Annotated in this window: 18 protein-coding genes; 1 reads left to right on the forward strand and 17 read right to left on the reverse strand. The window is 72.8% G+C overall.

What is annotated here, in order from left to right:
• Positions 1 to 59 precede the first annotated feature (59 nt).
• From AB0D04_RS06905 to AB0D04_RS06975, 15 genes are all read right to left on the reverse strand, one after another.
• Entirely contained in the window at positions 60 to 1,139 is a 1,080-nt protein-coding gene (locus tag AB0D04_RS06905; RefSeq protein ID WP_362700143.1) for an AraC family transcriptional regulator, read from the reverse strand.
• A gap of 158 nt (positions 1,140 to 1,297) precedes the next feature.
• Positions 1,298 to 2,368, reverse strand: a complete 1,071-nt coding sequence (gene hypE / locus AB0D04_RS06910) for a hydrogenase expression/formation protein HypE (RefSeq protein ID WP_362700145.1) — start codon at positions 2,366 to 2,368, stop codon at positions 1,298 to 1,300.
• On the reverse strand, positions 2,361 to 3,485 hold the full coding sequence (hypD, locus tag AB0D04_RS06915; protein WP_362700147.1) for a hydrogenase formation protein HypD: 1,125 nt from the start codon (positions 3,483 to 3,485) through the stop codon (positions 2,361 to 2,363). The genes hypE and hypD overlap by 8 nt, the downstream gene beginning before the upstream one ends.
• Positions 3,482 to 3,805, reverse strand: a complete 324-nt coding sequence (locus tag AB0D04_RS06920) for a HypC/HybG/HupF family hydrogenase formation chaperone (RefSeq protein WP_362700149.1) — start codon at positions 3,803 to 3,805, stop codon at positions 3,482 to 3,484. Before AB0D04_RS06920 ends, hypD begins: the two co-directional genes overlap by 4 nt.
• A gap of 59 nt (positions 3,806 to 3,864) precedes the next feature.
• Positions 3,865 to 6,255 (reverse strand): carbamoyltransferase HypF, encoded by a 2,391-nt coding sequence (hypF, locus tag AB0D04_RS06925; protein ID WP_362700151.1) that lies wholly within the window; start codon positions 6,253 to 6,255, stop codon positions 3,865 to 3,867.
• Entirely contained in the window at positions 6,252 to 7,001 is a 750-nt protein-coding gene (hypB, locus tag AB0D04_RS06930) for a hydrogenase nickel incorporation protein HypB (RefSeq protein WP_362700152.1), read from the reverse strand. Before hypB ends, hypF begins: the two co-directional genes overlap by 4 nt.
• A gap of 4 nt (positions 7,002 to 7,005) precedes the next feature.
• A complete protein-coding gene (locus AB0D04_RS06935; protein ID WP_362700154.1) occupies positions 7,006 to 7,386 on the reverse strand; it encodes a hydrogenase maturation nickel metallochaperone HypA in 381 nt (126 codons plus the stop codon).
• Positions 7,387 to 7,653: 267 nt separating this feature from the next.
• Positions 7,654 to 8,211: a hydrogenase maturation protease gene (locus AB0D04_RS06940; RefSeq protein WP_362700156.1), complete on the reverse strand. Its 558-nt coding sequence runs from the start codon at positions 8,209 to 8,211 to the stop codon at positions 7,654 to 7,656.
• Complete coding sequence (locus AB0D04_RS06945) at positions 8,208 to 9,629, reverse strand: hypothetical protein (protein ID WP_362700158.1); 1,422 nt, start codon at positions 9,627 to 9,629, stop codon at positions 8,208 to 8,210. Before AB0D04_RS06945 ends, AB0D04_RS06940 begins: the two co-directional genes overlap by 4 nt.
• Positions 9,626 to 10,333, reverse strand: a complete 708-nt coding sequence (locus tag AB0D04_RS06950; RefSeq protein WP_362700160.1) for a DUF6084 family protein — start codon at positions 10,331 to 10,333, stop codon at positions 9,626 to 9,628. The genes AB0D04_RS06945 and AB0D04_RS06950 overlap by 4 nt, the downstream gene beginning before the upstream one ends.
• Positions 10,330 to 10,998, reverse strand: coding sequence for a DUF5947 family protein (locus AB0D04_RS06955; RefSeq protein WP_362700162.1), 669 nt, complete (start codon positions 10,996 to 10,998; stop codon positions 10,330 to 10,332). Before AB0D04_RS06955 ends, AB0D04_RS06950 begins: the two co-directional genes overlap by 4 nt.
• Positions 10,995 to 11,558: a hypothetical protein gene (locus AB0D04_RS06960; RefSeq protein WP_362700164.1), complete on the reverse strand. Its 564-nt coding sequence runs from the start codon at positions 11,556 to 11,558 to the stop codon at positions 10,995 to 10,997. The genes AB0D04_RS06955 and AB0D04_RS06960 overlap by 4 nt, the downstream gene beginning before the upstream one ends.
• Entirely contained in the window at positions 11,555 to 13,339 is a 1,785-nt protein-coding gene (locus tag AB0D04_RS06965; RefSeq protein WP_362700166.1) for a nickel-dependent hydrogenase large subunit, read from the reverse strand. Before AB0D04_RS06965 ends, AB0D04_RS06960 begins: the two co-directional genes overlap by 4 nt.
• Positions 13,340 to 13,426: 87 nt before the next feature.
• Positions 13,427 to 14,518, reverse strand: coding sequence for a hydrogenase expression protein HypE (locus AB0D04_RS06970; protein WP_362700168.1), 1,092 nt, complete (start codon positions 14,516 to 14,518; stop codon positions 13,427 to 13,429).
• Positions 14,519 to 14,668: 150 nt separating this feature from the next.
• Positions 14,669 to 15,433: an AraC family transcriptional regulator gene (locus AB0D04_RS06975; protein WP_362700170.1), complete on the reverse strand. Its 765-nt coding sequence runs from the start codon at positions 15,431 to 15,433 to the stop codon at positions 14,669 to 14,671.
• Between the two features lie 85 nt (positions 15,434 to 15,518).
• Here AB0D04_RS06975 and AB0D04_RS06980 point away from each other — a divergent pair, with 85 nt between their 5' ends.
• Positions 15,519 to 16,382 (forward strand): NAD(P)H-binding protein, encoded by an 864-nt coding sequence (locus AB0D04_RS06980; protein ID WP_362700172.1) that lies wholly within the window; start codon positions 15,519 to 15,521, stop codon positions 16,380 to 16,382.
• Positions 16,383 to 16,413: 31 nt separating this feature from the next.
• Here the strand turns inward: AB0D04_RS06980 and AB0D04_RS06985 are convergent, their stop codons facing one another.
• The gene (locus AB0D04_RS06985; protein WP_362700173.1) at positions 16,414 to 17,163 is read right to left on the reverse strand and encodes a DUF4232 domain-containing protein; all 750 of its coding nucleotides are present in this window, start codon (positions 17,161 to 17,163) and stop codon (positions 16,414 to 16,416) included.
• A gap of 659 nt (positions 17,164 to 17,822) precedes the next feature.
• Positions 17,823 to 19,649, reverse strand: a complete 1,827-nt coding sequence (locus AB0D04_RS06990; RefSeq protein ID WP_362700175.1) for a 2-isopropylmalate synthase — start codon at positions 19,647 to 19,649, stop codon at positions 17,823 to 17,825.
• Positions 19,650 to 19,682: the final 33 nt, after the last annotated feature.

Here is a 19,682-nt window from a genome sequence, read left to right on the forward strand (position 1 = left end):
AGTGACCGGCCGGTAAGGAAGGCGCTGACCGGGACGCTCAGCTTTGTTGACCCGTTGTCTCATGAGGGGTCGCAGGACGGACCGGCGAACCGCTCACCACACCCGTCCATGACCCCGTTCAGCCGGTAGGCACCGGGTGTGGTCCCCGTCCACCGCCGGAAGGCCCGGTGGAAGGCGGTGTGCTCCGAGAAGCCGATCCGGGCCGCCAGTTCGGCGATCGGTTCCTGCCCCGCGGCCAGCGAGCTGATCGCCGCGTCCCGGCGCACCGCGTCCTTCAGCCGCTGGTACGAGGTGCCCTCGGCCTGGAGCCGCCGCCGCAGCGTCGCCGGGCTGACCGCCAGCCGGGCCGCGACCTCGGGGACGTCCGGCAGCCGCGTCGGCGCCGGGGCCCGCAGCGCCTGGGCGAGGCTGCGCCGCACCTGCTCGGCGACGGTCGTGCCGTAGTCACGCCGGCTGAGCAGATCGGCCGGCGCCCGCCGCAGCATCGCCGCCAGCGCGGCCTCGTCCCGTACGACCGGTGCGGCGAGCCAGTGGGCGTCCCAGCCCGCCGCGGTGTGGCGGGCGCCGAAACGGACCGGGCAGCCGAACAGGACGGCGTATTCGGGGGCGTGGACCGGCGCGGGGTGGGCGAACCGGGCCCAGCGCAGCGGGATGCGCCGGCCGATCAGCCAGCTGGAGAGCCGGTGCCAGATGATCAGGACGCATTCGGCGAGGAAGTTGCCGTGGTCGTAGGGGCGGAGGTCGCTGCGGAGGGAGAAGACGGCCTGTGCCGGTCCGTCCGGGCCGGCACTCGTCTCCAGCGCCATCTCGGGTCCGCCGGGGAAGAGCCCGTAGAACCGCGCCGCCCGCTCCAGGACCGAGCCGAGGTCGCGGCAGCCCAGGCAGGCGTGGCACATCATCGCGAAGGTGCCGCGCCGGCTGGGGACCGGGCCCAGGCCGAGGAATTCGTCGTCGGTGGCCCCGTGGAGGGCCTTGACCAGGCGGGTGAACTGTTCGGGGGTGACCCGGGCGCGGTCGTCGGCGAGCAGCAGCGGCGGGATCCGGGCACTCTGGAGCAGCGGCACGGTGTCGATGCCGTGCCGCTCGGCGCCGCTCAGCGCGGCCCGCACATGGTGCATCGCGATCGTCGGCCGGCTCATGGCCCGACACCGTAGCCCCCGGGAGCGAAGAGGTCAGCGGGTGTGACGGCATCTGTCGTCCCGGCCGGGTGGCGGGCGTCCCTGGCGTCGTACGCGGGGTGGGGTCGAGGCGCGGTACGCAACGGGACCGGCGCCTCGGCCTCCCGCCTGACGCCGCCTCAGCAGATCCGCGGAAGCTGCTCGCCGATGGGCAGGTCCACCACCCTCGTCCCGCCGAGCGGGGTGTGGGCCACCACCATGCCGGGGTGTGCCTCGACCGCCTCGCCGATCACGGCGGCGTCGGTGCCCAGGGGGTGCGCGTGCATGGCGTCCAGTACGGCGTCGGCGTGTGCGCGCGGGACGAACGCCACCAGTTTGCCCTCGTTGGCGACGTACATCGGGTCGAGGCCGAGGATGGCGCAGGCGTTGGCGACGGTGGGCGGGACGGGGACGGCGCGTTCCTGGAGGGCGATGCCGGTTCCGGAGGCGGTGGCGATCTCGTTGAGGGCGGCGGCCAGGCCGCCGCGGGTGGGGTCGCGCAGCGCGTGCAGGTCGGGGGTGACCGCGAGCATCGCCTCGACCAGGCCGCCGAGGGCCGCGCAGTCGCTCTCGATCTCGACGCCGAATTCCAGGCCCTCGCGGACGCTCATGATCGCCACGCCGTGGATGCCGATGCCGCCGCTGACGATCACCACATCGCCGGGTACGACCCGCTGCGGGCGCAGATCGACGCCCGCCGGAATCAGCCCGATGCCCGCGGTGTTGAGGTAGATGCCGTCGCCGTGGCCCGCCTCGACGACCTTGGTGTCGCCGGTGGCCACTTCGACGCCGGCGGTGCGCGCGGCGGCGCCCATGGCGTCGGCGACGCGGGCGACGACCGGCATTTCCACCCCCTCCTCCAGGATGAAGCCGCAGGAGAGGTAGGCGGCCCGTGCGCCGCTCATGGCGAGGTCGTTGACGGTGCCGTTGACGGCGAGGTCGCCGATGCTGCCGCCGGGGAAGAACAGCGGGCGCACGACGTAGGAGTCGGTGGAGAAGGCGAGGCGTACGCCGCCGAGCGAGACGGCCGCGGAGTCGCCGAGCTGGGCGAGGATCTCGCCGCCGAAGGCGGGGGCGAAGATCTGCTGGACGAGTTCGGCGGAGAGTGCGCCGCCTCCGCCGTGTCCCATGACGACGCGGGGCTGGTCGCGCAGCGGGGCGGGGCAGGTCCAGCCGGAGATGTCCAGGGCGGGCAGGGAGGTGTCAGGCAACGGGGCTCGCCTCCAGCTTGGTGGGTGTGACGCCGAGTCGGCGGTAGAGGTAGTAGGCGGCGCAGGCTCCCTCGCTGGAGACCATGGTGGCGCCGAGCGGGGTGCGCGGGGTGCAGGTGGTGCCGAACGCCTCGCACTCATGGGGCTTGATCAGGCCTTGCAGGATCTCGCCGCTGCGGCAGGCGGCGGGCTCGCGGGTGGTGATGTCCGCCACCGAGAAGCGGTGTTCGGCGTCGTAGTCGCGGTAGCGGGCGGACAGCCGCCAGCCGCTGGCGGGGATGGTGCCGATGCCGCGCCAGGCGCGGTCGGTGACCTCGAAGACGTCGGCGAGCATGGCCTGGGCGGCCGGGTTGCCCTCGGTGCGTACGGCGCGCGGGTAGGCGTTGTCGACGGTGTGCTCGCCGCGCTCCAGCTGGCGGACGGTGCGGCGGATGCCCTCCAGGATGTCGAGCGGTTCGAAGCCGGTGACGACGATCGGGACCCGGAAGCGTTCGGCAAGCGCCGGGTACTCGTTCATCCCCATCACGCTGCACACGTGTCCGGCGGCGAGGAACGCCTGGACCCGGCAGCTCGGCGAGGTCATGATCGCCTCGATCGCGGGCGGCACCCGGACGTGCGAGACCAGCAGGCTGAAGTTGGGGATGCCGTGCTTACGGGCCTGATACACCGTCATGGCGTTGGGCGGGGCGGTGGTTTCGAAGCCGATGCCGAAGAAGACCACCTCGCGGTCCGGGTTCTGCTGGGCGACCTTCAGCGCGTCGAGCGGGGAGTAGACGACCCGTACGTCGCCGCCCTCGCTGCGCACCCGGAACAGATCGCGGTCGGTTCCCGGGACCCGCAGCATGTCCCCGAAGGAGCAGAAGATGACCTCGGGGCGGGCGGCGATCTCCAGGGCCTTGTCGATGACCTCGAGCGGGGTCACACAGACGGGGCAGCCCGGACCGTGGATCAACTCGACCTCGTCCGGGAGGAGTTGGTCGATCCCGTGCCGGATGATGGTGTGTGTCTGGCCGCCGCAGACCTCCATCAGCGCCCAGGGCCGGGTCACCGTGGCGCGGATGTCGTCGAGCAGCCGCCGGGCCAGCTCGGGGTCCTGGAACTCGTCGAGGTACTTCACCGCTGCACCTCCGTCGCTCCGTCACTCATGGCGGGCCCCGGCAGGACGCCCGCCTCCGCGGCCGCCGCCTCCCAGGGGTCACCGAACTCCTCCTGGAGCAGCCCGAGTTCCTCGAAGAGGGCAAGCGTCTGCCGGGCCGAGTCCTCGTCCAGGCGCTGCAGCGCGAAGCCCACATGGACGATCGCGTATTCGCCCACCACAAGGTCCGGTACGTACTCCAGGCACACCTCCTTGACGACGCCGCCGAAGTCGACGGTGGCCATCCGGGTGCCGTCGCGTTCCTCGATCTCCACCACCTTGCCGGGTACCGCCAGGCACATGGGTCTCTCCTCGTCGTGGGTGCGGTCGTGGGTGCGGTCGTGCGTTCGGTCCGCCGGCCTCACCGGGGTCCGTCGGCTGCGCGCGCCGCCACGACGAGCTGGCCGAGCGCCAGTCCCCCGTCGTTGGGCGGGACACGGCGGTGGCACAGGACGGTGAGGCCGTCCTGCCGCAGCAGGCGGGCCGTGGTGGTGGCCAGCAGGGTGTTGGCAAAGACACCGCCGGTCAGGGCGACGGTGTCCAGGCCCGTGCGTTCGCGGGCCAGGGCGCAGCAGCGGCGGACGAGGGAGGCGACCGCGGTGTGGAAGCGGGCCGCGATCAGCGCCGGCGCGGTACCCGTGCGGAGGTCGGCGACGACCGCGGCGAGTACGGGGGCGGGGTCGGCGACGACCGGTGCTGCGGGGGTGGTGACGTCGAGCGCGAAGGCGTAGCCGGGGCCGTGGTCGTCCTCCGCGGTCAGCGCCGCGGCCTCCAGCTCGACGGCGGCCTGGGCCTCGTATCCGGCGCGGTGGCAGACCCCGGCCAGTGAGGAGACGGCGTCGAAGAGGCGGCCCATGCTGGAGGTGGGCACGCAGTTCAGGCCGCGCCGGAGCTGTTGTGCCAGCAGCCGCCGTTCGTCCGGCGGGCAGGCCGCCACCGGGGGCAGGTCCGTGGCCCAGTCGATGCCCGCGGCGTGCAGCTGCGCGAGCGCCATCCGGTACGGGCGCCGGACGGTGGCGTCGCCGCCGGGCAGCGGGACGTAGCGCAGCTGCCCGAAGCGGCGGTAGCCGTCGTAGTCGGCGAGGAGGATCTCGCCGCCCCAGATCGCCCCGTCGTCGCCGTATCCGGTGCCGTCGAAGGCGACGCCGATCACCGGGCGGCCGCCGTCGAGGCCGTTTTCGGCCATGGCGGCGGCGATATGGGCGTGGTGGTGCTGGACGCGGACCAGCGGCCGGGCGCCGGTGTGGCGCTGCGCCCACTGGGCGGACCGGTACACGGGATGCCGGTCGGCGGCGAGCAGGCCGGGGCGCACCCCGGTGACCGTCTCGAGGTGCCGCTCGGCGTCCTCGAAGGCGCGTTGCGTCGCCAGGTCGTCCATGTCGCCGATGTGCGCGGACAGCCAGGCCCGGCGCCCTTCGCCGAGGCAGAGGACGTTCTTGAGGTCGCCGCCCACGGCGAGCGCGGGCCGTACCGGGACCGGGAGCGGCACCGGGAGCGGCGCATGGCCGCGCGAGCGCCGTACGAACAGCGGCTCCCCGTCGCAGATCCTGACCACGGAGTCGTCGCACGGGACCTGGATGGGGCGGTCGTGGGTGAGCCAGGCGTCCGCCAGGTGCGCAAGGCGCAGCAGCGCGTCGCCGTCGTCGGTGACGATCGGCTCGCCCGCGACATTGCCGCTGGTCATGACGAGCAGACGAGGTCCGGGAGGATCGCCGGGCAGGCCGAACAGCAGGTGGTGGAGGGGGGTGTACGGGAGCATGACGCCGAGGTCGGGGCTGCCCGGTGCGACGGCGCGGGAGAGCGGTACGGCGGGGTCCGGGGGGCGGCGGCGCAGCAGGACGACGGGCTGGGCGGGGCCGGTGAGCAGGGCGCGTTCCTCGGCCGATACCCGCACCAGCGGTGCGATGTCGGCGAGTTGACGGGCCATCATGGCGAAGGGTTTGTCGCCGCGGGCCTTGCGGTGGCGCAGCAGGGCGACGGCGTCGTCGTTGGCGGCGTCGCAGACGAGGTGGTAGCCGCCGAGGCCCTTGACGGCCACGATCGCGCCGTCGGCGAGGAGTTGGCGGGCCCCGGCGATCGGTTCGTCACCGGCCACGGGGTGCGGTGGCCGGGTGCGGTCGGCGGGGTCCGCGGTGAGCAGGCGCAGCCGCGGTCCGCAGTCGTGGCAGGCGAGGGGCTGGGCGTGGAACCGCCGGTCGGCCGGGTCGGCGTACTCCCGGGCGCAGGCGCGGCACATAGGGAAGCGCGCCATGGTCGTCGTGGCGCGGTCGTACGGCAGCGCGGTGACGATGGTGAAGCGGGGGCCGCAGTGCGTACAGGTGAGGAAGGGGTGCCGGTAGCGGCGGTCGGCCGGGTCGCGCAGTTCGGCGAGACAGGCGTCGCAGGTGGCGGCGTCCGGGGAGACCAGGGTGCGGGCGGGGCCGTCGGTGCGGGAGGGGAGGATGGCGAAGCCGGTGCCGCCGGTGGTGGCGATGTCCTCGCCGTCGACGGTCTCCACCACGGCCAGTGGGGGTGCGTCGCCGCCGAGCCGTACGCCGAAGCGGGCGACCGCGGCGGGCGGGCCCTCGACCTCGGCGACGACGCCGTCGCCGGTGTTGGTCACCTGCCCGGTCAGCCCGAGCTCGGTGGCGAGGGTGTGGACGAACGGCCGGAAGCCCACGCCCTGGACCACTCCGCGCACGGTGATCCTGCGGCGTACGGTGGCCGTCGCGGGGGCGGCGGGGATCGCGGCATCGGCCTGCCGGACCGTCATGAGCCGCTCTGGGCCAGGGAGTTGGGGTCCACCACGGAGGCGTGCTCGTGAGGGTGGTGCTGCCGGGCCATCACCGGGACATGGACCGGTGCGCCGTCGCGGGCCGCCAGCGCCCGGTCGAGCAGCGCGCCGTCGCCCTCACCGCGCCGGGCCGAGGTGAGCACGATCTCCACGCCGGGGTTGATCCGTTCGACGTTGGCGCGGAAGGTCTCCTCGTCGAAGCCGACGGCACCGGCGATATCGGCCTTGGTCACCACGACCAGATGGGCGAGCCCGAAGGCGGTGGGGTACTTGAGCGGCTTGTCCTCGCCCTCGGTGACCGATGCCAGCACGATGCGCAGCGTCTCGCCCAGGTCGTACGAGGCGGGGCAGACCAGATTGCCCACGTTCTCGACGAACAGCAGCCGGGTGTCCGGCGGGAGCCAGCCGTCCAGGTGCCCGCCCAGCATCCCGGCCTCCAGGTGGCACAGCCCGTCCGTGCACACCTGCTTGACGGGGACTCCGGAGCGGGCCAGCCGCAGCGCGTCGTTCTCGGTGGCCAGGTCGGCGGTGAGCGCCGCCACCGGCACGCCGCGCCGTCGGGCGAGGGTGAGTTCGCGCTCCAGCAGGGCGGTCTTGCCGCTGCCGGGGCTGGAGAGGAGGTTGACGACCGCGGTGCCGCGGGCCGCCAGGTCCTCGCGCAGCGTGCGGGCGCAGGCGTCGTTCTTGGCGAGGACGGCCTGTTGCAGGTCGACGACACGGCACATGGTCTCAGCGCTCCTGGTGGGTCGGTACGGGCAGCGGGGCGTCCTGCCAGCTCACGCTGACGATCTGCAGTTCGCGGCCGGACAGCAGCTCGGTGTCCGCCCCGCCGCACGTCGGGCAGTTCAGGTGCGGCGGCATTCCCGTCGGCCAGGTGTCGGCACAGGGGCGGCAGCGGGCGCGCGCCGGGACGGGTTCCGTGACGAGTTCGGCGCCCTCCAGCACCGTTCCCGTACAGGCGAGTGCGAAGGAGAAGGCGAGGGCGTCCGGGACCACTCCGGCCAGTTCGCCGACCTGGAGCCGGACGCTCTCGACCGCCGTGGCCCCGGCGGGCCGGGCCGCGCTTTCGACCTGGTCCACGACCGCCAGCGCGATGGACATCTCGTGCATCGGTATCTCTCTGGGTCGGTCTCGGTGGCCGGTGGGTGCCGCCCGCCCATTAGACGGCGCGGCCGCGGGGCGTCCGGGGTGCCTCGCCGGGGCGGCCCGGTGGCGTCCGCCGTTCGGTGCAGCGCCGCCGGGGCACCGGGAGTGGATGCGTCACATGGCCCGCATCCGCAGGTAGCGCTTGATGTCGGGCAGCTGGGACATGACGGCGGCGAGGGCGGCGGCCAGGGCCGCGCCGAGGGCGAGTTTGAGCATGGTGTCGGGTTCCTCTCACTGGTGGGTGGCACGGGTGGGCGGCAGGGCGTCGGCCCCGGCCGGTTCCGCCCCGGTGACGAGCCGCAGGATCAGCTCCACGGCCTCGTCGACCGCGGCGGCCACCGGCTCGCTCAGGCCGATGCCTTCCTCGGTGTCGGCGGGTTCGCAGCAGACGACCAGGACGCGGTGCGGGCGGCTGCCGCCGGTGCCTTCGCTGAGCGTGCCGAGCAGCGCGAGCACGCTGTCCGGGGTCATGTGGTGGCCGTCGAGCGCGGGGGGCGGCGAGGCGGCCGGGGCGGGGTCGGTGGCGTCGAGGAGGTGGACGGTGCCGGGTGCGTCGCCGCGCGCGGAGGCGTCCACCAGCAGCACCGTCTCGTATCCGTCCAGCATCTGGTAGGCGAGGTGCACCCCGCGCACTCCGACGTCGACGAGCTCGACATGGTCCGGGAGTGGGTGCTCCTCCAGCCGGCGGACGGTCTCGACGCCGAAGCCGTCGTCGCCGAGGAAGATGTTGCCGACGCCGGCGATCAGCGTCCGCGGTGGCTGTTCGGCACGAGAGGCGGCGGCGCTCACACGTCCTCCAGGGGAGCGACTTCGTCGGGCTGGAAATACAGGAACCGGCCCTGCTCGCGCCGGATGTCGGCCCCCGGGTCGCCGTCGACGGTCACCGCGAGATGCACCCCGCCGTCCACGTCGTGCAGTACGGCCTCGATCTGCGCGCTGCGGCCGTGCAGAAAGAGGTCCTGGGCGTCGGTACGGCGCTTGCCGGGGCGCAGCAGCACCCGGCTGCCGGCGCCGACGGACCGGCCGTCGATCGTGACGCGATCGCGCACGGGGTCGACGCTGCGGTCGCTCTCCGGGTCCCACCAGGGGGTTTCGGGGTGCAGACCGGGTACACCGGGAGCCGTGTCCTCGGGTGCGGCCGGCGCCGGACCGGTGACCTCGCGCAGCGCCCGTACGGCCCCGTGCAGCCGTTCCAGCACTTCGGGCGGCATCGTGTCGGCGAGGTCGATGACCTCGGCGGCGCGGGGGTCGGTGCCGCGCGCTTCGCGCTTCTCCTGGTCGGTGAGGGCTGCGGTGCGCAGGGTGAGGATCTCGTCGATCTCCAGGGCGTCGTAGAGGGCGCCGGGGCTTTCGGGGGCGATGGCCGGGTGGTCCTCCAGGATGATCGGGGCGGAGAGCATCACCTCGGCCCGGCCGGGCTCGCCCGCCAGTACGGGCCAGGTGTGCTGGTTGTGGCAGGCCGCGACGGCGCCCTTGGCCCACTCGGGCGGGTCGGTCATGGACAGGAAGGACCCGGTGTCGAGGCCGAGCAGGAGGTGGGCGGCGACCAGTGCGCGGGGCAGCGCCGCGTCCCGGTCGGCGGCCGGGTCGCCGGGGGTCCAGGTGCTGGTGTTCTCGACGGTGGCGGTCAGCCGCAACGCCGCGTAGGGGCCGTCGAGTTCGCTTGCCGCGAACCGCAGCAGGCCCTCGATCCGCTCGCGGCGGCGCACCAGCCGCCCGACGAGCCGGCCGTCCGCGTCGTGCACCGGCTCGGTCTCCTCCGCGGCGGGCCGGGAGAAGGGGAAGGCGCCGCCCTCGGCCGCCAGTTCGGCGACGGGGACGACACAGGTGACCCGCTCCTCGACACCCTCGTCCCAGGGGACCAGCACCCGGTCCGGCAGTTCGAGTGCGTCGACGTCCGCGAACTCGCCGTCAGGACCGAGGCGTTGGACCGTACGGCGCTGCGCGTGCAGGAACCGCAGCTCGGCGGAGAGCCGGGCGCCGGACCGCGGCTCCATCAGGCATTCGGTGCGCTGGAAGGAGTGCTCCTCGCTGTCGGCGCCCCAGTGGGGTGGTACGAGCACGCCGAACTGCCAGCGCAGCCGGTTCTTGGCGGCGGAGGCGCGGTACGGGTAGAGCACATAGCCCTCGAACAGCACCGCGTCCGCCACCTGGCGGGCCGCGGCGAACCGGGCCGCCATCGTGTCGGGCAGGACGCTGGTGGTCACGGCGCGGTCCTCTCGGGGGCGGGGCGGGCGGCGGGGCGGGCGGCGGCGAAGGGGTGGGGCGGCGGGGCGGGGGCGGCGGCCGCGGCCGATGCCAGGAGCGCCTCGACGGTCGCCTCCCAGGAGGGCAGGGCGCGCCGGGAGCGGTAGGCGAGCAGCGCGTCGAGGGTCTCGCGGGACAGCCGGAGCCAGCCGCAGCCCGGGAAGTGCTGCTCGGTCATCTCGTGCCAGACGGCCACCGGCATCCGGAACGGCGCCTCCTTGTCCCAGGGCACGGGTGCCACTCGGAAGCCGCCGGGGCCGGCGAACACCGTGCCGGAGAACAGCAGGAGCAGCGGGACCTCGCCGTCGCGCAGCGCGTGGAAGTAGCGAGTGGCGGCGATGTCCAGGTCGTAGGTGCAGGGGACGGGGAGGTCCACCTCCGTCTCGCCGGTGAAGCCGGGGACGACGAGGGAGACCTGGGCGAACTGGAGGGGGTTGAGGCTGGTGCCCCAGCGGGAGCGGTCGCCGAAGAGGTCGGTCAGCGCCTCGGCCTCGTCGGAGGCGTAGCCGCGGCGGGCCGGCTCGATACGGATCTGGCAGCGCAGCGCGAGGGCGTGCACCCGGGCAGGGTCGGCGGCGGTGATGCGCAGCCGGAAGACGAGGGTGGGGCCGGCGGCGTAGGGATCGGCGCGGACGCCGGTGCAGACGAAGGACAGCTCGGTCACGGCCCGTGGTCCTCCTTCGGCGCGCGGGCGCGGCTCGCGACCCGGGTGAAGAAGTCGGCGACGGCGGCGCGCGCCTCGGCGCCGCCGTCGAAGCCCTGCCAGAGCAGCCGCATCCGGCCGACGAGTTCGTAGCAGAGGTCGACGGGCACGAGATAGCACTCGATCCGCCCTTCGTGGCGGCGCAGCAGCAGGGCCTCCACATCGGGTTCGAGAAGGCGGGCGAGGGTGGTGGCGCCGAGGACGGATTCCCAGGCGGCGGGGTCGAGTTCGCTCTCGGTGGCGCCGGCCGGGCTGGGGTAGAGCGCAACCAGCCGGTCGAGATCGGTGTTCTTGAGGAAGAAGGCGACGCCGACGGGGATGCGGAGGAGGTCCCAGGTGGTGTCGTCGAGGGTGTGGCCCGGATCGCACAGACAGCGGTTGGGGACGCTACGGAACTGTCCGGCGCCGGCGCCGGGCCGTTCGAAGAGCAGCGCACAGGGGGTGCAGGCACATGCCAGGGCGCGGCGTCCGGTGTCGACCAGGTGGCGGTGGTCGTGGTCGGCGAGCAGTGCGCCGCACAGCTCGCAGCTTTCGGGGGTGGGCGGTTGCGGCGCGCGGAATCTGCGCAGGCCTCGGTGGGTGGTGGGCGCTCCGGGGTGCGGGGGCGCCAAGGGGCGGGCGCTCACGAGGGCATGGCGGTGGTCGGCGGTCGGCGGGAGATCTGCAGCAGCGTCGGCTCCGGCCCGGACCCGGCCGTCTCCAGCCGCACCGAGGTCACCTCGGGCGCGAAGCAGGACAGGGCGTTCTCGATCGCCTGCTGGGCCGCCTGCGTCGTGCTCGGGCAGCCGCAGCCGCCCGAGGCACCGGACCGCAGCCGCAGCTCACCGCTCTCCGCGTCGAAGCCCGCCAGCTCCACGGGATGCTGCGCCCGGACGGTGTCGAGGGCCCGGCCGATCCGGGTCCTGACATTCTCCGGATGCAGATCGTGCAGCACGAGCAGAGAGGCCACCAACTCATCGCCCAGCAAGGCGAATTGCTCGCTGTCGCCGACCAGCCGCATGATCCGGGCGAGCCCCGCGCCATAGAAGTCCATCAGGGCGCGGACGAGTTCCTCGGCGGCCGCACCGGCGTCGGCACTGCCGCCGCCGGCGAGCCGGTCCAGGACCTCCTCGACGCGCCGGCCGGTCGTCTCGGCGTCCGGGGCGGTGGTCGTCCCGGCGTCGGGCGTGGCGGTCGGGGCGGTCATCCGCCGAGTCCGCTCAGTCCGGTGGGCACATGCATCTTCTGTACGGACTTGCCGCCGCCGACGTACATATGCACGCCGCAGGGCAGACAGGGGTCGAAGCTGCGCACCGTGCGCATGATGTCGATGCCCTTGAAGTTGTCCGGGGTGTTCTCCTCGAAGATGGGGGTGTTCTGGACGGCGTCCTCGTACGGGCCCGGCGTGCCGTAGGTGTCGCGGGTGCTGGCGTTCCACGGAGTCGGCGGATAGGGGTGATAGTTGGCGATCTTCCCGTCCCGGATGACCATGTGGTGCGAGAGCACACCCCGCACCGCCTCGGTGAATCCGCAGCCGATGGACTCGTCGGGGACCTCGAACTTCTCCCAGGTCTGGGTGCGTCCGGCGCGTACCTCGTCCAGGCCCTGCTCCGCGAAGTGCAGTGCCATGGCCGCCGCGTACGCCTGGAAGTACGTCCGGGCGCGGTTGCGCTCCAGCGCGTTGCTCCACTTGGGGATCTTCCACTCGAAGCGCGTCTCGGGCTTGGTCATGCTGCGCGGCAGGTGGATGACGACGCTCTGGCCGGTGGCCTTGACGTACGGGGTGTCGACGAGCCCGGAGAGCGCGGTGGACCACAGCCGGGCGATCGGGCCGCCACCGGTGTCCAGCGCCAGATGCTCCTTGCCGTCGAACCAGCGCGGCGACATCACCCAGCTGTACTTGTCCTGGAAGTCCCGCTTCTGCGGGGCGGGGATGGTGTGCTGGTTCCACGGGTGGCGCGGGTCGACGGGGTTGCCCAGCGGGTCGTGGGTGACGAACTGCTCCTGGCCTTCCCAGTCCTGGTAGTAGGAGCTGCCGAGCAGGATCCGGATGCCGAGGTTGATCTGGGTGAGGTCGTTGGTGACGAGCTTCCCGTCGACGACGATGCCCGGGGTGACGAACATCTTCCGTCCCCAGTCCGTCATGTTGCGGTAGGTGAAGTCGCAGTGGTCCGGGTCGTTGAGCGCACCCCAGCAGCCGAGCAGCACCCGCCGCCGACCGACCTCTTCGTAGCCGGGCAGCGCCTCGTAGAAGAAGTCGAAGAGGTCGTCGTGCAGCGGCACGACGCGCTTCATGAATTCCACATAGCGCATCAGCCGGGTGAGGTAGTCGGTGAACAGCTGGACGCTGGCGACCGTGCCGACGCCGCCCGGATAGAGCGTGGAGGGGTGCACATGGCGGCCCTCCATCAGGCAGAACATCTCGCGGGTGTAGCGGCTGACCTGGAGCGCCTCGCGGTAGAACTCCCCCTCGATGGGGTTGAGGGCGGTCATGATGTCGGCGATGGTGCGGTAGCCGTGATCGCCGGCGTGCGGGGCTTCGGTGCGCTGCGCGAGTTCCCAGACCCCCGGATTGGTCTCGCGGACCATTTTCTCGCAGTAGTCGACCCCGACCAGGTTCTCCTGGAAGATGTTGTGGTCGAACATGTACTCCGCGGACTCGCCGAGGTTGATGATCCACTCGCCCAGGTGCGGCGGCTTCACCCCGTAGGCCATGTTCTGCGTGTACACCGAGCAGGTGGCGTGGTTGTCGCCGCAGATGCCGCAGATCCGGCTGGTGATGAAGTGCGCGTCGCGCGGGTCCTTGCCGCGCATGAAGACGCTGTAGCCGCGGAAGACGGACGAGGTGCTGTAGCACTCCGCCACCCGCTTCTGCTTGAAGTCGATCTTGGTGTGGATGCCGAGGCTGCCCACGATCCGGGTGATCGGGTCCCAGGACATCTCCGTCAGACCGCTGCCGTCACCGGCCGCCTTTGTCTTCGGTGCCATCGTGTGTGCCGTGCCCTTCTTTGCGCGCGGGAGGGAGAGGTCTGACGGAATGCGGTCCGGCTGTCTGCGGTACGGGGACGGCCCCGGTCACCAGGGGGACCGGTAGCCGGTGGTCAGTTTGTCGCCGCGGTGGCGCCACTTGGGCTCGTGGTCCACGGTCCGGGCGGTGATGTCGCGCAGTCGGCGCACGACAGTGCCATAGGCGGCGCTGGCGGTACTGGAGACCTTGCCGCCGGGCGGCTCGTCCATGAACGGCATGAACTTGTCGGGGAAGCCGGGCATGGTGCACGCGATGCAGATGCCGCCGACGTTCGGGCAGCCGCCGATGCCGTCCATCCAGCCCCGCTTGGGCACGTTGCATTTGACCACGGGACCCCAGCATCCAAGCTTCACCAGACACTTGGGCGAGTCGTAGGTGGTGGCGAACTGGCCCTGCTCGTAGTACCCGGCCCGGTCGCAGCCCTCGTGCACGGTGGCGCCGAACAGCCAGGTGGGGCGCAGCTGGTCGTCCAGCGGGATCATCGGGGCCGCGCCCACCGCCTGGTAGAGCAGATAGGTCAGCGTCTCCGAGAAGTTGTCGGGCTGGATCGGGCAGCCGGGCACACACACGATCGGGATGCCCGCCTTGGACGTCCAGTCCCAGCCCAGGTAGTCGGGCACGCCCATGGCGCCGGTCGGATTGCCGGCCATCGCGTGGATTCCGCCGTAGGTGGCGCAGGTGCCGATCGCGACGACGGCCAGCGCCTTGGGGGCGAGCCGGTCGATCCACTCACTGGTGGTGATCGGCTGGCCGGTCTCGGGATTGTCGCCGAAACCGCACCAGTACCCTTCCGGCTTGATCGACTCATTGGGGACGGACCCCTCGATGACCAGCACGAACGGGTCGATCTCGCCGCGTTCCCCCTTGAAGAACCACTCGATGAATGTGTCCGCGCCCTGCGTCGGACCGCTTTCGAAGTCGATCAGCGGCCAGTGCATCTGGACCTTGGGCAGGCCGGGCAGCACGCTGAGCGCGATCTCCTCAATGCTCGGCTGGGTCGCCGCGGTCAGCGACACCGAGTCGCCGTCGCAGCTCAGGCCCGCATTGATCCAGAGCACATGGATCGGGCCCGCGTCCTCACCGGACGGGGTCCCGTTCGCTTGTGCGCGGTCGGCGGTGGACGACGGTGCTGCATCCATGGGGATGCCTCCTCGCAGGGTGCAGTGCAGGGGTGCGCAACGGAGCGCGGACAACGGTTTCCGTTCCCCTTCGTAGCACCGATCACCACGCCTGGAGCGCTCACGCGGGCCGTTCAAGTGACGGGCGGCGTGGCGCGCTCGCGGGGCCGCTCAGCAGGCGACGGCGGGCAGCCGCCCGGCGGTGAACGCGGTCGGCGTCACCCGCATCACCCGACGGAACTCCGCGATCATGTGCGACTGGTCGTAGTACCCCGCCTCGCCGGCCAGCCGCGCCCATGACCTGCCCCGCGCGCCGGCCAGGACGGTACGTACCCTGCTCAGCCGCGCGTACTGCTTGGGCCCCACCCCGACGGCGGCCGTGAAGACGTCCCGCAGCTGCCGCTCGCTCAGACCCACCCGGCGGGCCGCCTCCCCCACCCGTACGGCGGGCCGACCGGGCCGTACGGAGAGCAGGGCCGCCGCGGCCCGGACCGCATCGCCATGGGCCGGCAGCCCCGCCGCCCGGTCCCTCAGCAGCCCCGCGATCCGCGCAACGGCACGCGCCGGATCCGGCCCCAGCTCCGCCAGTTCCTCCCCCAGCCGCTCGCCGCGCGGCCCCCACAGCTCCCCCAGCGGCACGACCTGGTCCACGACCTCACCGGCCCGCACCCCCAGCAGCGCGGGCGCGGCGCCGGGTGCGATCCGAATCCGTACACACACCGGAATGTCCTTGGCGGCGTGGTACGACGCCTGCGTACGCGGCCCCATCACGCTCACCGCGCTCGTACCGTCGCCGGCGGTCCGCCAGACGAGGACGGTGGCGGCGTCGGGTACATGCGTCAGCGCGCCGCCCCGGCCGTATGCGGCGAGCCCGATCCCGTCCACCCACGGCCGCAGGGGCCCCGGGACCACAAGCCGCTCCTGTGGGGAATTCACCGCACCAGGCTAGGGCTTGTCCGATGGCCCAGGGACCGCCGATTCTTCCTATAGCGCGCCGGTCCCGCGGTGCCACGCTCTCCCCATGATCTTGGTAACCGGTGCCACCGGCACCATCGGAAGCGAAGTCCTCCGCCTCCTGGCGGACCGCGGCGCGGACGTCCGCGCCATGACCCGTAACCCGTCCCGTGTCCGCGCAGGCCGGCACCGCACCACCGTCCACGGTGACTTCGAGGCCCCCGACTCGCTGCGCGCCGCCCTCGAGGGCGTACACAGCGTCTTCCTGCTGACCGCACCCGGCGCGTGGATCCCCGACCACGACCTGGCCCTGATCGGCGCCGCGCGCTCCCTGGGCGTACGCAAGGTGGTCAAGCTGTCGGCCATCGGCGGCGGCCCGGAGACGGACGACGAGGGCACCGCGCCGGCCGACTGGCATGCGCCCGGTGAACAAGCGCTGGCCGGGAGCGGGCTGACCTGGGCCGCCCTGCGACCGACCTCGCTCGCCTCGAACGCGCTGCGCTGGGCCGGCGCGATACGGGCGGGCCGGCCGGTGCCGAATACGACCGGGACGGGTGCACAGGGCACCGTCGACCCGCGCGATGTGGCCGCGGTGGCCGTTGAGGCGCTGCTCACGGACGCACACGACGGCGCGGTGCGCACCGTGACCGGACCGGAGCTGCTGAGCGTGCCCGATCAGGCCGCTCAGCTCGCCGAGGTGCTCGGCCGGCCGGTCGGGACGGCCGAGGTGCCGCCGGACGAGGCCCGGCGGCAGCTGCTCGCCGCCGGCCTGGACCCGTCCGTCGTCGAGGTGGCGCTCCGCGGCGACCGGCTCGTACGGGCGGGCGGCAATGCCGTGGTGACCGACGAGGTGACGCGGGCCCTCGGCCGCCCGGCCCGCACCTTCCGCGTCTGGGCGCGCGACCACCGGGAGGCGTTTGTCGCTGCCTGAGCCGTTTCTTTCAGCCTGACCCTGGCGGCCGTCAGCCCAGGGACCCGGCCTCCACCGTCGTCACATCGAACCGTCCGCCGCACACCCGCAGCCCACCGCTGTTGGTGGTCATCGACTCCTTGGAGCCGGGCGGGTAGACGAACACCAGCTGCGACTTGGACCAGCACGGCGTGTCCGAGACGCCGTCGTTGACCGTGTGCAGCACGGCGTGCGCGCTCTGTCCGGGCTGGAGGCGGACGGCGCCGCCCGCGCCGCCCGAGCGGGTGGCGGGCTTGCCGACGGTCGAGCCGTCGCGCTGGATCAGCGAGACCCCGGGAAAGCCGCGCAGCGAACAGGCCGTCTTGCTCTTGTTCGTGAATACCAGGGGGACGTGGATATTGCCCGCGCCGATGTCCGTGCGGCCCAGGCGCAGCGACATGTTGTCCGCGGTGCAGCGGTCCGACGCCGCCATGGCCGAGGTGTGGGACCCGGACGCGCTCGGGGCCTTGGCCCCCGGCTTACCGCTGGGGGACTTCGCCCCGGCGCCGGACGACGGACCGGCGGCCTCGGTGGAGCGCTCCTGACTGCCGGACGGCCGCGTGTTGTTGCCGGACGACTGCGAACCGTGACCGCCGTCCGGGCTGTGGGCCGAGGCGGGCGCGGAGGCCGACGACACCGACGAGGAGGGGGACGCGGAGTCCGTCCCGCTCTGGCAGGCGGTGAGCGCGAGCGCCGCGACGGCGATCAGTGATCCGGCGGCGACCCGGCGGCCGCGGCCGAGGGATTGGGTGGTGAGCGACATCAGTCTCCCCCTCGTCTGGTGGTTGCGTACCCTTTCGGGTGTGGGTGCGCACGGTCGGTCCGTTGTTCTTCCAGCGTGACCCCGGGCACTGCCGGTCCGCTAACGAGGCGCTAACGCACCACTAACGAGCCGTCGCGCCCGTCGCCCGGCGGCGGGCCCCGGGCGGTCCGCCCGACCGCCCCGAGCTCCAGGTGCGCCGCTCAGGCTCGCAGAATTTCCCCCGGACCGAACACTCCCCTCCCCGGTTCGGCCGTCCCCCTCTCGGCCCTCTCCCTCCCCGTTGGCCGCACAGGCCCCACCGGCCCCTGGAGACCTCCGACAACCGGTGGCCGCGGCGATCCGCAAGGTGCCCGTGGGGCCCGTGGGGCCGTTGCCCAGGGCACCGCCGCCGACGGCAGACGCCGCAACAGCCTCAATGGGCGGCCGGACACCGCCCCGCACCGGTGACATTGACGAAAACCGGGCGCCCGGCGGACAGGCGCCTCACGCAGGTGCGGGCCCGCGCCCTACTCCCCCCGCCCCTGGTACGCGCCGATGCTCGGCGGGTCGGGGACCGGATTGCCGTAGAAGTCACGGTCGCCGGGGTCCGGGACGCGTACGCCCGCCCCGTGGGCGGCCTCCCGGAGCAGACGAAGGCGGCGCTCCGGGAGGCCGTCCGGTCAGCCGGCGTCGACGGCCGTTCCGCCGGCTCCGCCCGCCCCGTCGGCGGCCGCCCGGTTGACGGCCGACAGCACGGCCCGCACCGAGGCCATCAGCACGGAGGTGTCCCGGCCCGCGCCCCAGTACGTGACGCCGCCGATCCGGCACTGGACATAGGCGACGGCGGCGCTGTCCGGACCGGAGGCCGTGGCGTGCTCGGCGTAGCTGACGATGTCGACGGGGTGCCCCGCGGCGGCCAGCGCAGCGCAGAACGCGGCGAGCGGCCCGTTCCCGGTGCCCTCGTAGGAGCCGTCACCCACCTCACAGAGGACCCGGTGCTCCCCCGGAGCGACCTCGGTGGCACTCCAGGAACCGAGCGCCAGCGGACCGTCCGTCCCGGGCACGAGATAGGTGCTCCCAAACAGCTCCCACAGGTCCTTGGACGTGGCCTCCCGACCGCTGTCGTCCGTGGCGCTCTGCACCGTACGGGAGAAGTCGGGCCGCATCTCCCGCGGCAGGTCCAGGCCGTGGTCGCGCTGCAGCAGGTGCGCGATTCCGCCCTTCCCCGACTGGCTGTTGACCCTGATGACGGCCTCGTAGCTGCACCCGAGATCGGCGGGGTCGACCGGCAGATACGGCACGTTCCAGGGCGCGTCCGACTCCGGTACGCCCAGCTCGGCGGCGCGCTTGGCGTGGTGGGCCAGGCCCTTGCTGATGGCGTCCTGGTGGGTGCCGGAGAAAGCGGTGTGCACCAGCTCGCCGGCATAGGGGTGGCGGACGTGGACCGGGATCCGGATGCAGTCCTCGACCGTACGGCGGACGGTGTCGATGTCCGAGAAGTCGATCATCGGGTCGACGCCCTGGGTGTGCAGATTGAGTGCGAGCGTCACCAGGTCGACGTTCCCGGTGCGCTCCCCGTTCCCGAACAGGCAGCCCTCCACCCGCTGGGCCCCGGCCAGGACCGCGAGTTCCGCACAGGCCACCCCGGTGCCGCGGTCGTTGTGCGGATGCACAGAGAGGATGACCCCGTCGCGCCGCTCCAGGTGGCGGTGCATGTACTCGATCTGGTCGGCGTACACATTGGGCGTGGCGATCTCGACGGTGGCCGGCAGATTGTGGGTCACCGGGCGGTCGGGCGAGGCTTCCCACAGCTCCGTCAGCCCGTTGCAGATCTCCAGGACCAGATCGGGCTCGGTGAGGTTGAAGACCTCGGGCGAGAACTGGAACCGGATGTCGGACTGCGGCCGAGTGGCCGCCAGTTGGGCCATGTAGATGGCGGCGTCACGCACCAGGGCGTGCACCTCGTCACGGCTGCGGCCCAGGACGACCTCGCGCCAGGTGGGCGCGGTGGCCGTGTAGAGGTGCACCACGGTGCGCGGCAGCCCCTCGATGGCGGCGAAAGTCCGCTCGATCAGCTCGCGGCGGGCCGGGGTGAAGACGACGACGGTGACGTCATCGGGCACGGCGCCGCTCTCGGCGAGGTGCCGTACGAAGTCGAAGTCCGTACGGCTCGCGGACGGATAGGCGACCTCGATCTCCTTGAACCCCATCGCCACCATCAGGTCGAACATCCGGCGCTTACGGGGCGTGTCCATCGGCTCGACCAGCGCCTGGTTGCCGTCCCGCAGATCGACCGGCACCCACAGCGGGGCCCGCTCCATCCGGGCGGCGGGCCAGGCGCGGTCGGTGAGCGGTACGTCGACGCGCTCATGGGCGGGCCGGTAGCGGGCGAAGGGCATCGCGCTGCCGCGCTGCGGATTCCAGGCGGGCGCGGCGCCGGGGACGGGGCCGTCGGGCGTACGGAGGGAGGGGAAGGCGGCGGACCGGGGCTTACTGCTGCTGGGCATCGCTGTCCTTTTCAGGAGCCGGAGGGAGACCGG

The organism is Streptomyces sp. NPDC048483, from assembly GCF_040651455.1.
GTDB lineage: Bacteria > Actinomycetota > Actinomycetes > Streptomycetales > Streptomycetaceae > Streptomyces.

What these genes read in the sequence shown, in the direction of transcription:
- AB0D04_RS06990 (WP_362700175.1), bottom strand. Translation starts at nt 19,649, where the DNA reads ATGCCCAGCAGCAGTAAGCCCCGGTCCGCCGCCTTCCCCTCCCTCCGT.
- AB0D04_RS06985 (WP_362700173.1), bottom strand. Translation starts at nt 17,163, where the DNA reads ATGTCGCTCACCACCCAATCCCTCGGCCGCGGCCGCCGGGTCGCCGCC.
- AB0D04_RS06960 (WP_362700164.1), bottom strand. Translation starts at nt 11,558, where the DNA reads ATGACCGCCCCGACCGCCACGCCCGACGCCGGGACGACCACCGCCCCG.
- hypF (WP_362700151.1), bottom strand. Translation starts at nt 6,255, where the DNA reads ATGACGGTCCGGCAGGCCGATGCCGCGATCCCCGCCGCCCCCGCGACG.
- AB0D04_RS06980 (WP_362700172.1), top strand. Translation starts at nt 15,519, where the DNA reads ATGATCTTGGTAACCGGTGCCACCGGCACCATCGGAAGCGAAGTCCTC.
- AB0D04_RS06935 (WP_362700154.1), bottom strand. Translation starts at nt 7,386, where the DNA reads ATGCACGAGATGTCCATCGCGCTGGCGGTCGTGGACCAGGTCGAAAGC.
- hypB (WP_362700152.1), bottom strand. Translation starts at nt 7,001, where the DNA reads ATGTGCCGTGTCGTCGACCTGCAACAGGCCGTCCTCGCCAAGAACGAC.
- AB0D04_RS06920 (WP_362700149.1), bottom strand. Translation starts at nt 3,805, where the DNA reads ATGTGCCTGGCGGTACCCGGCAAGGTGGTGGAGATCGAGGAACGCGAC.
- AB0D04_RS06905 (WP_362700143.1), bottom strand. Translation starts at nt 1,139, where the DNA reads ATGAGCCGGCCGACGATCGCGATGCACCATGTGCGGGCCGCGCTGAGC.
- AB0D04_RS06970 (WP_362700168.1), bottom strand. Translation starts at nt 14,518, where the DNA reads ATGGATGCAGCACCGTCGTCCACCGCCGACCGCGCACAAGCGAACGGG.
- AB0D04_RS06965 (WP_362700166.1), bottom strand. Translation starts at nt 13,339, where the DNA reads ATGGCACCGAAGACAAAGGCGGCCGGTGACGGCAGCGGTCTGACGGAG.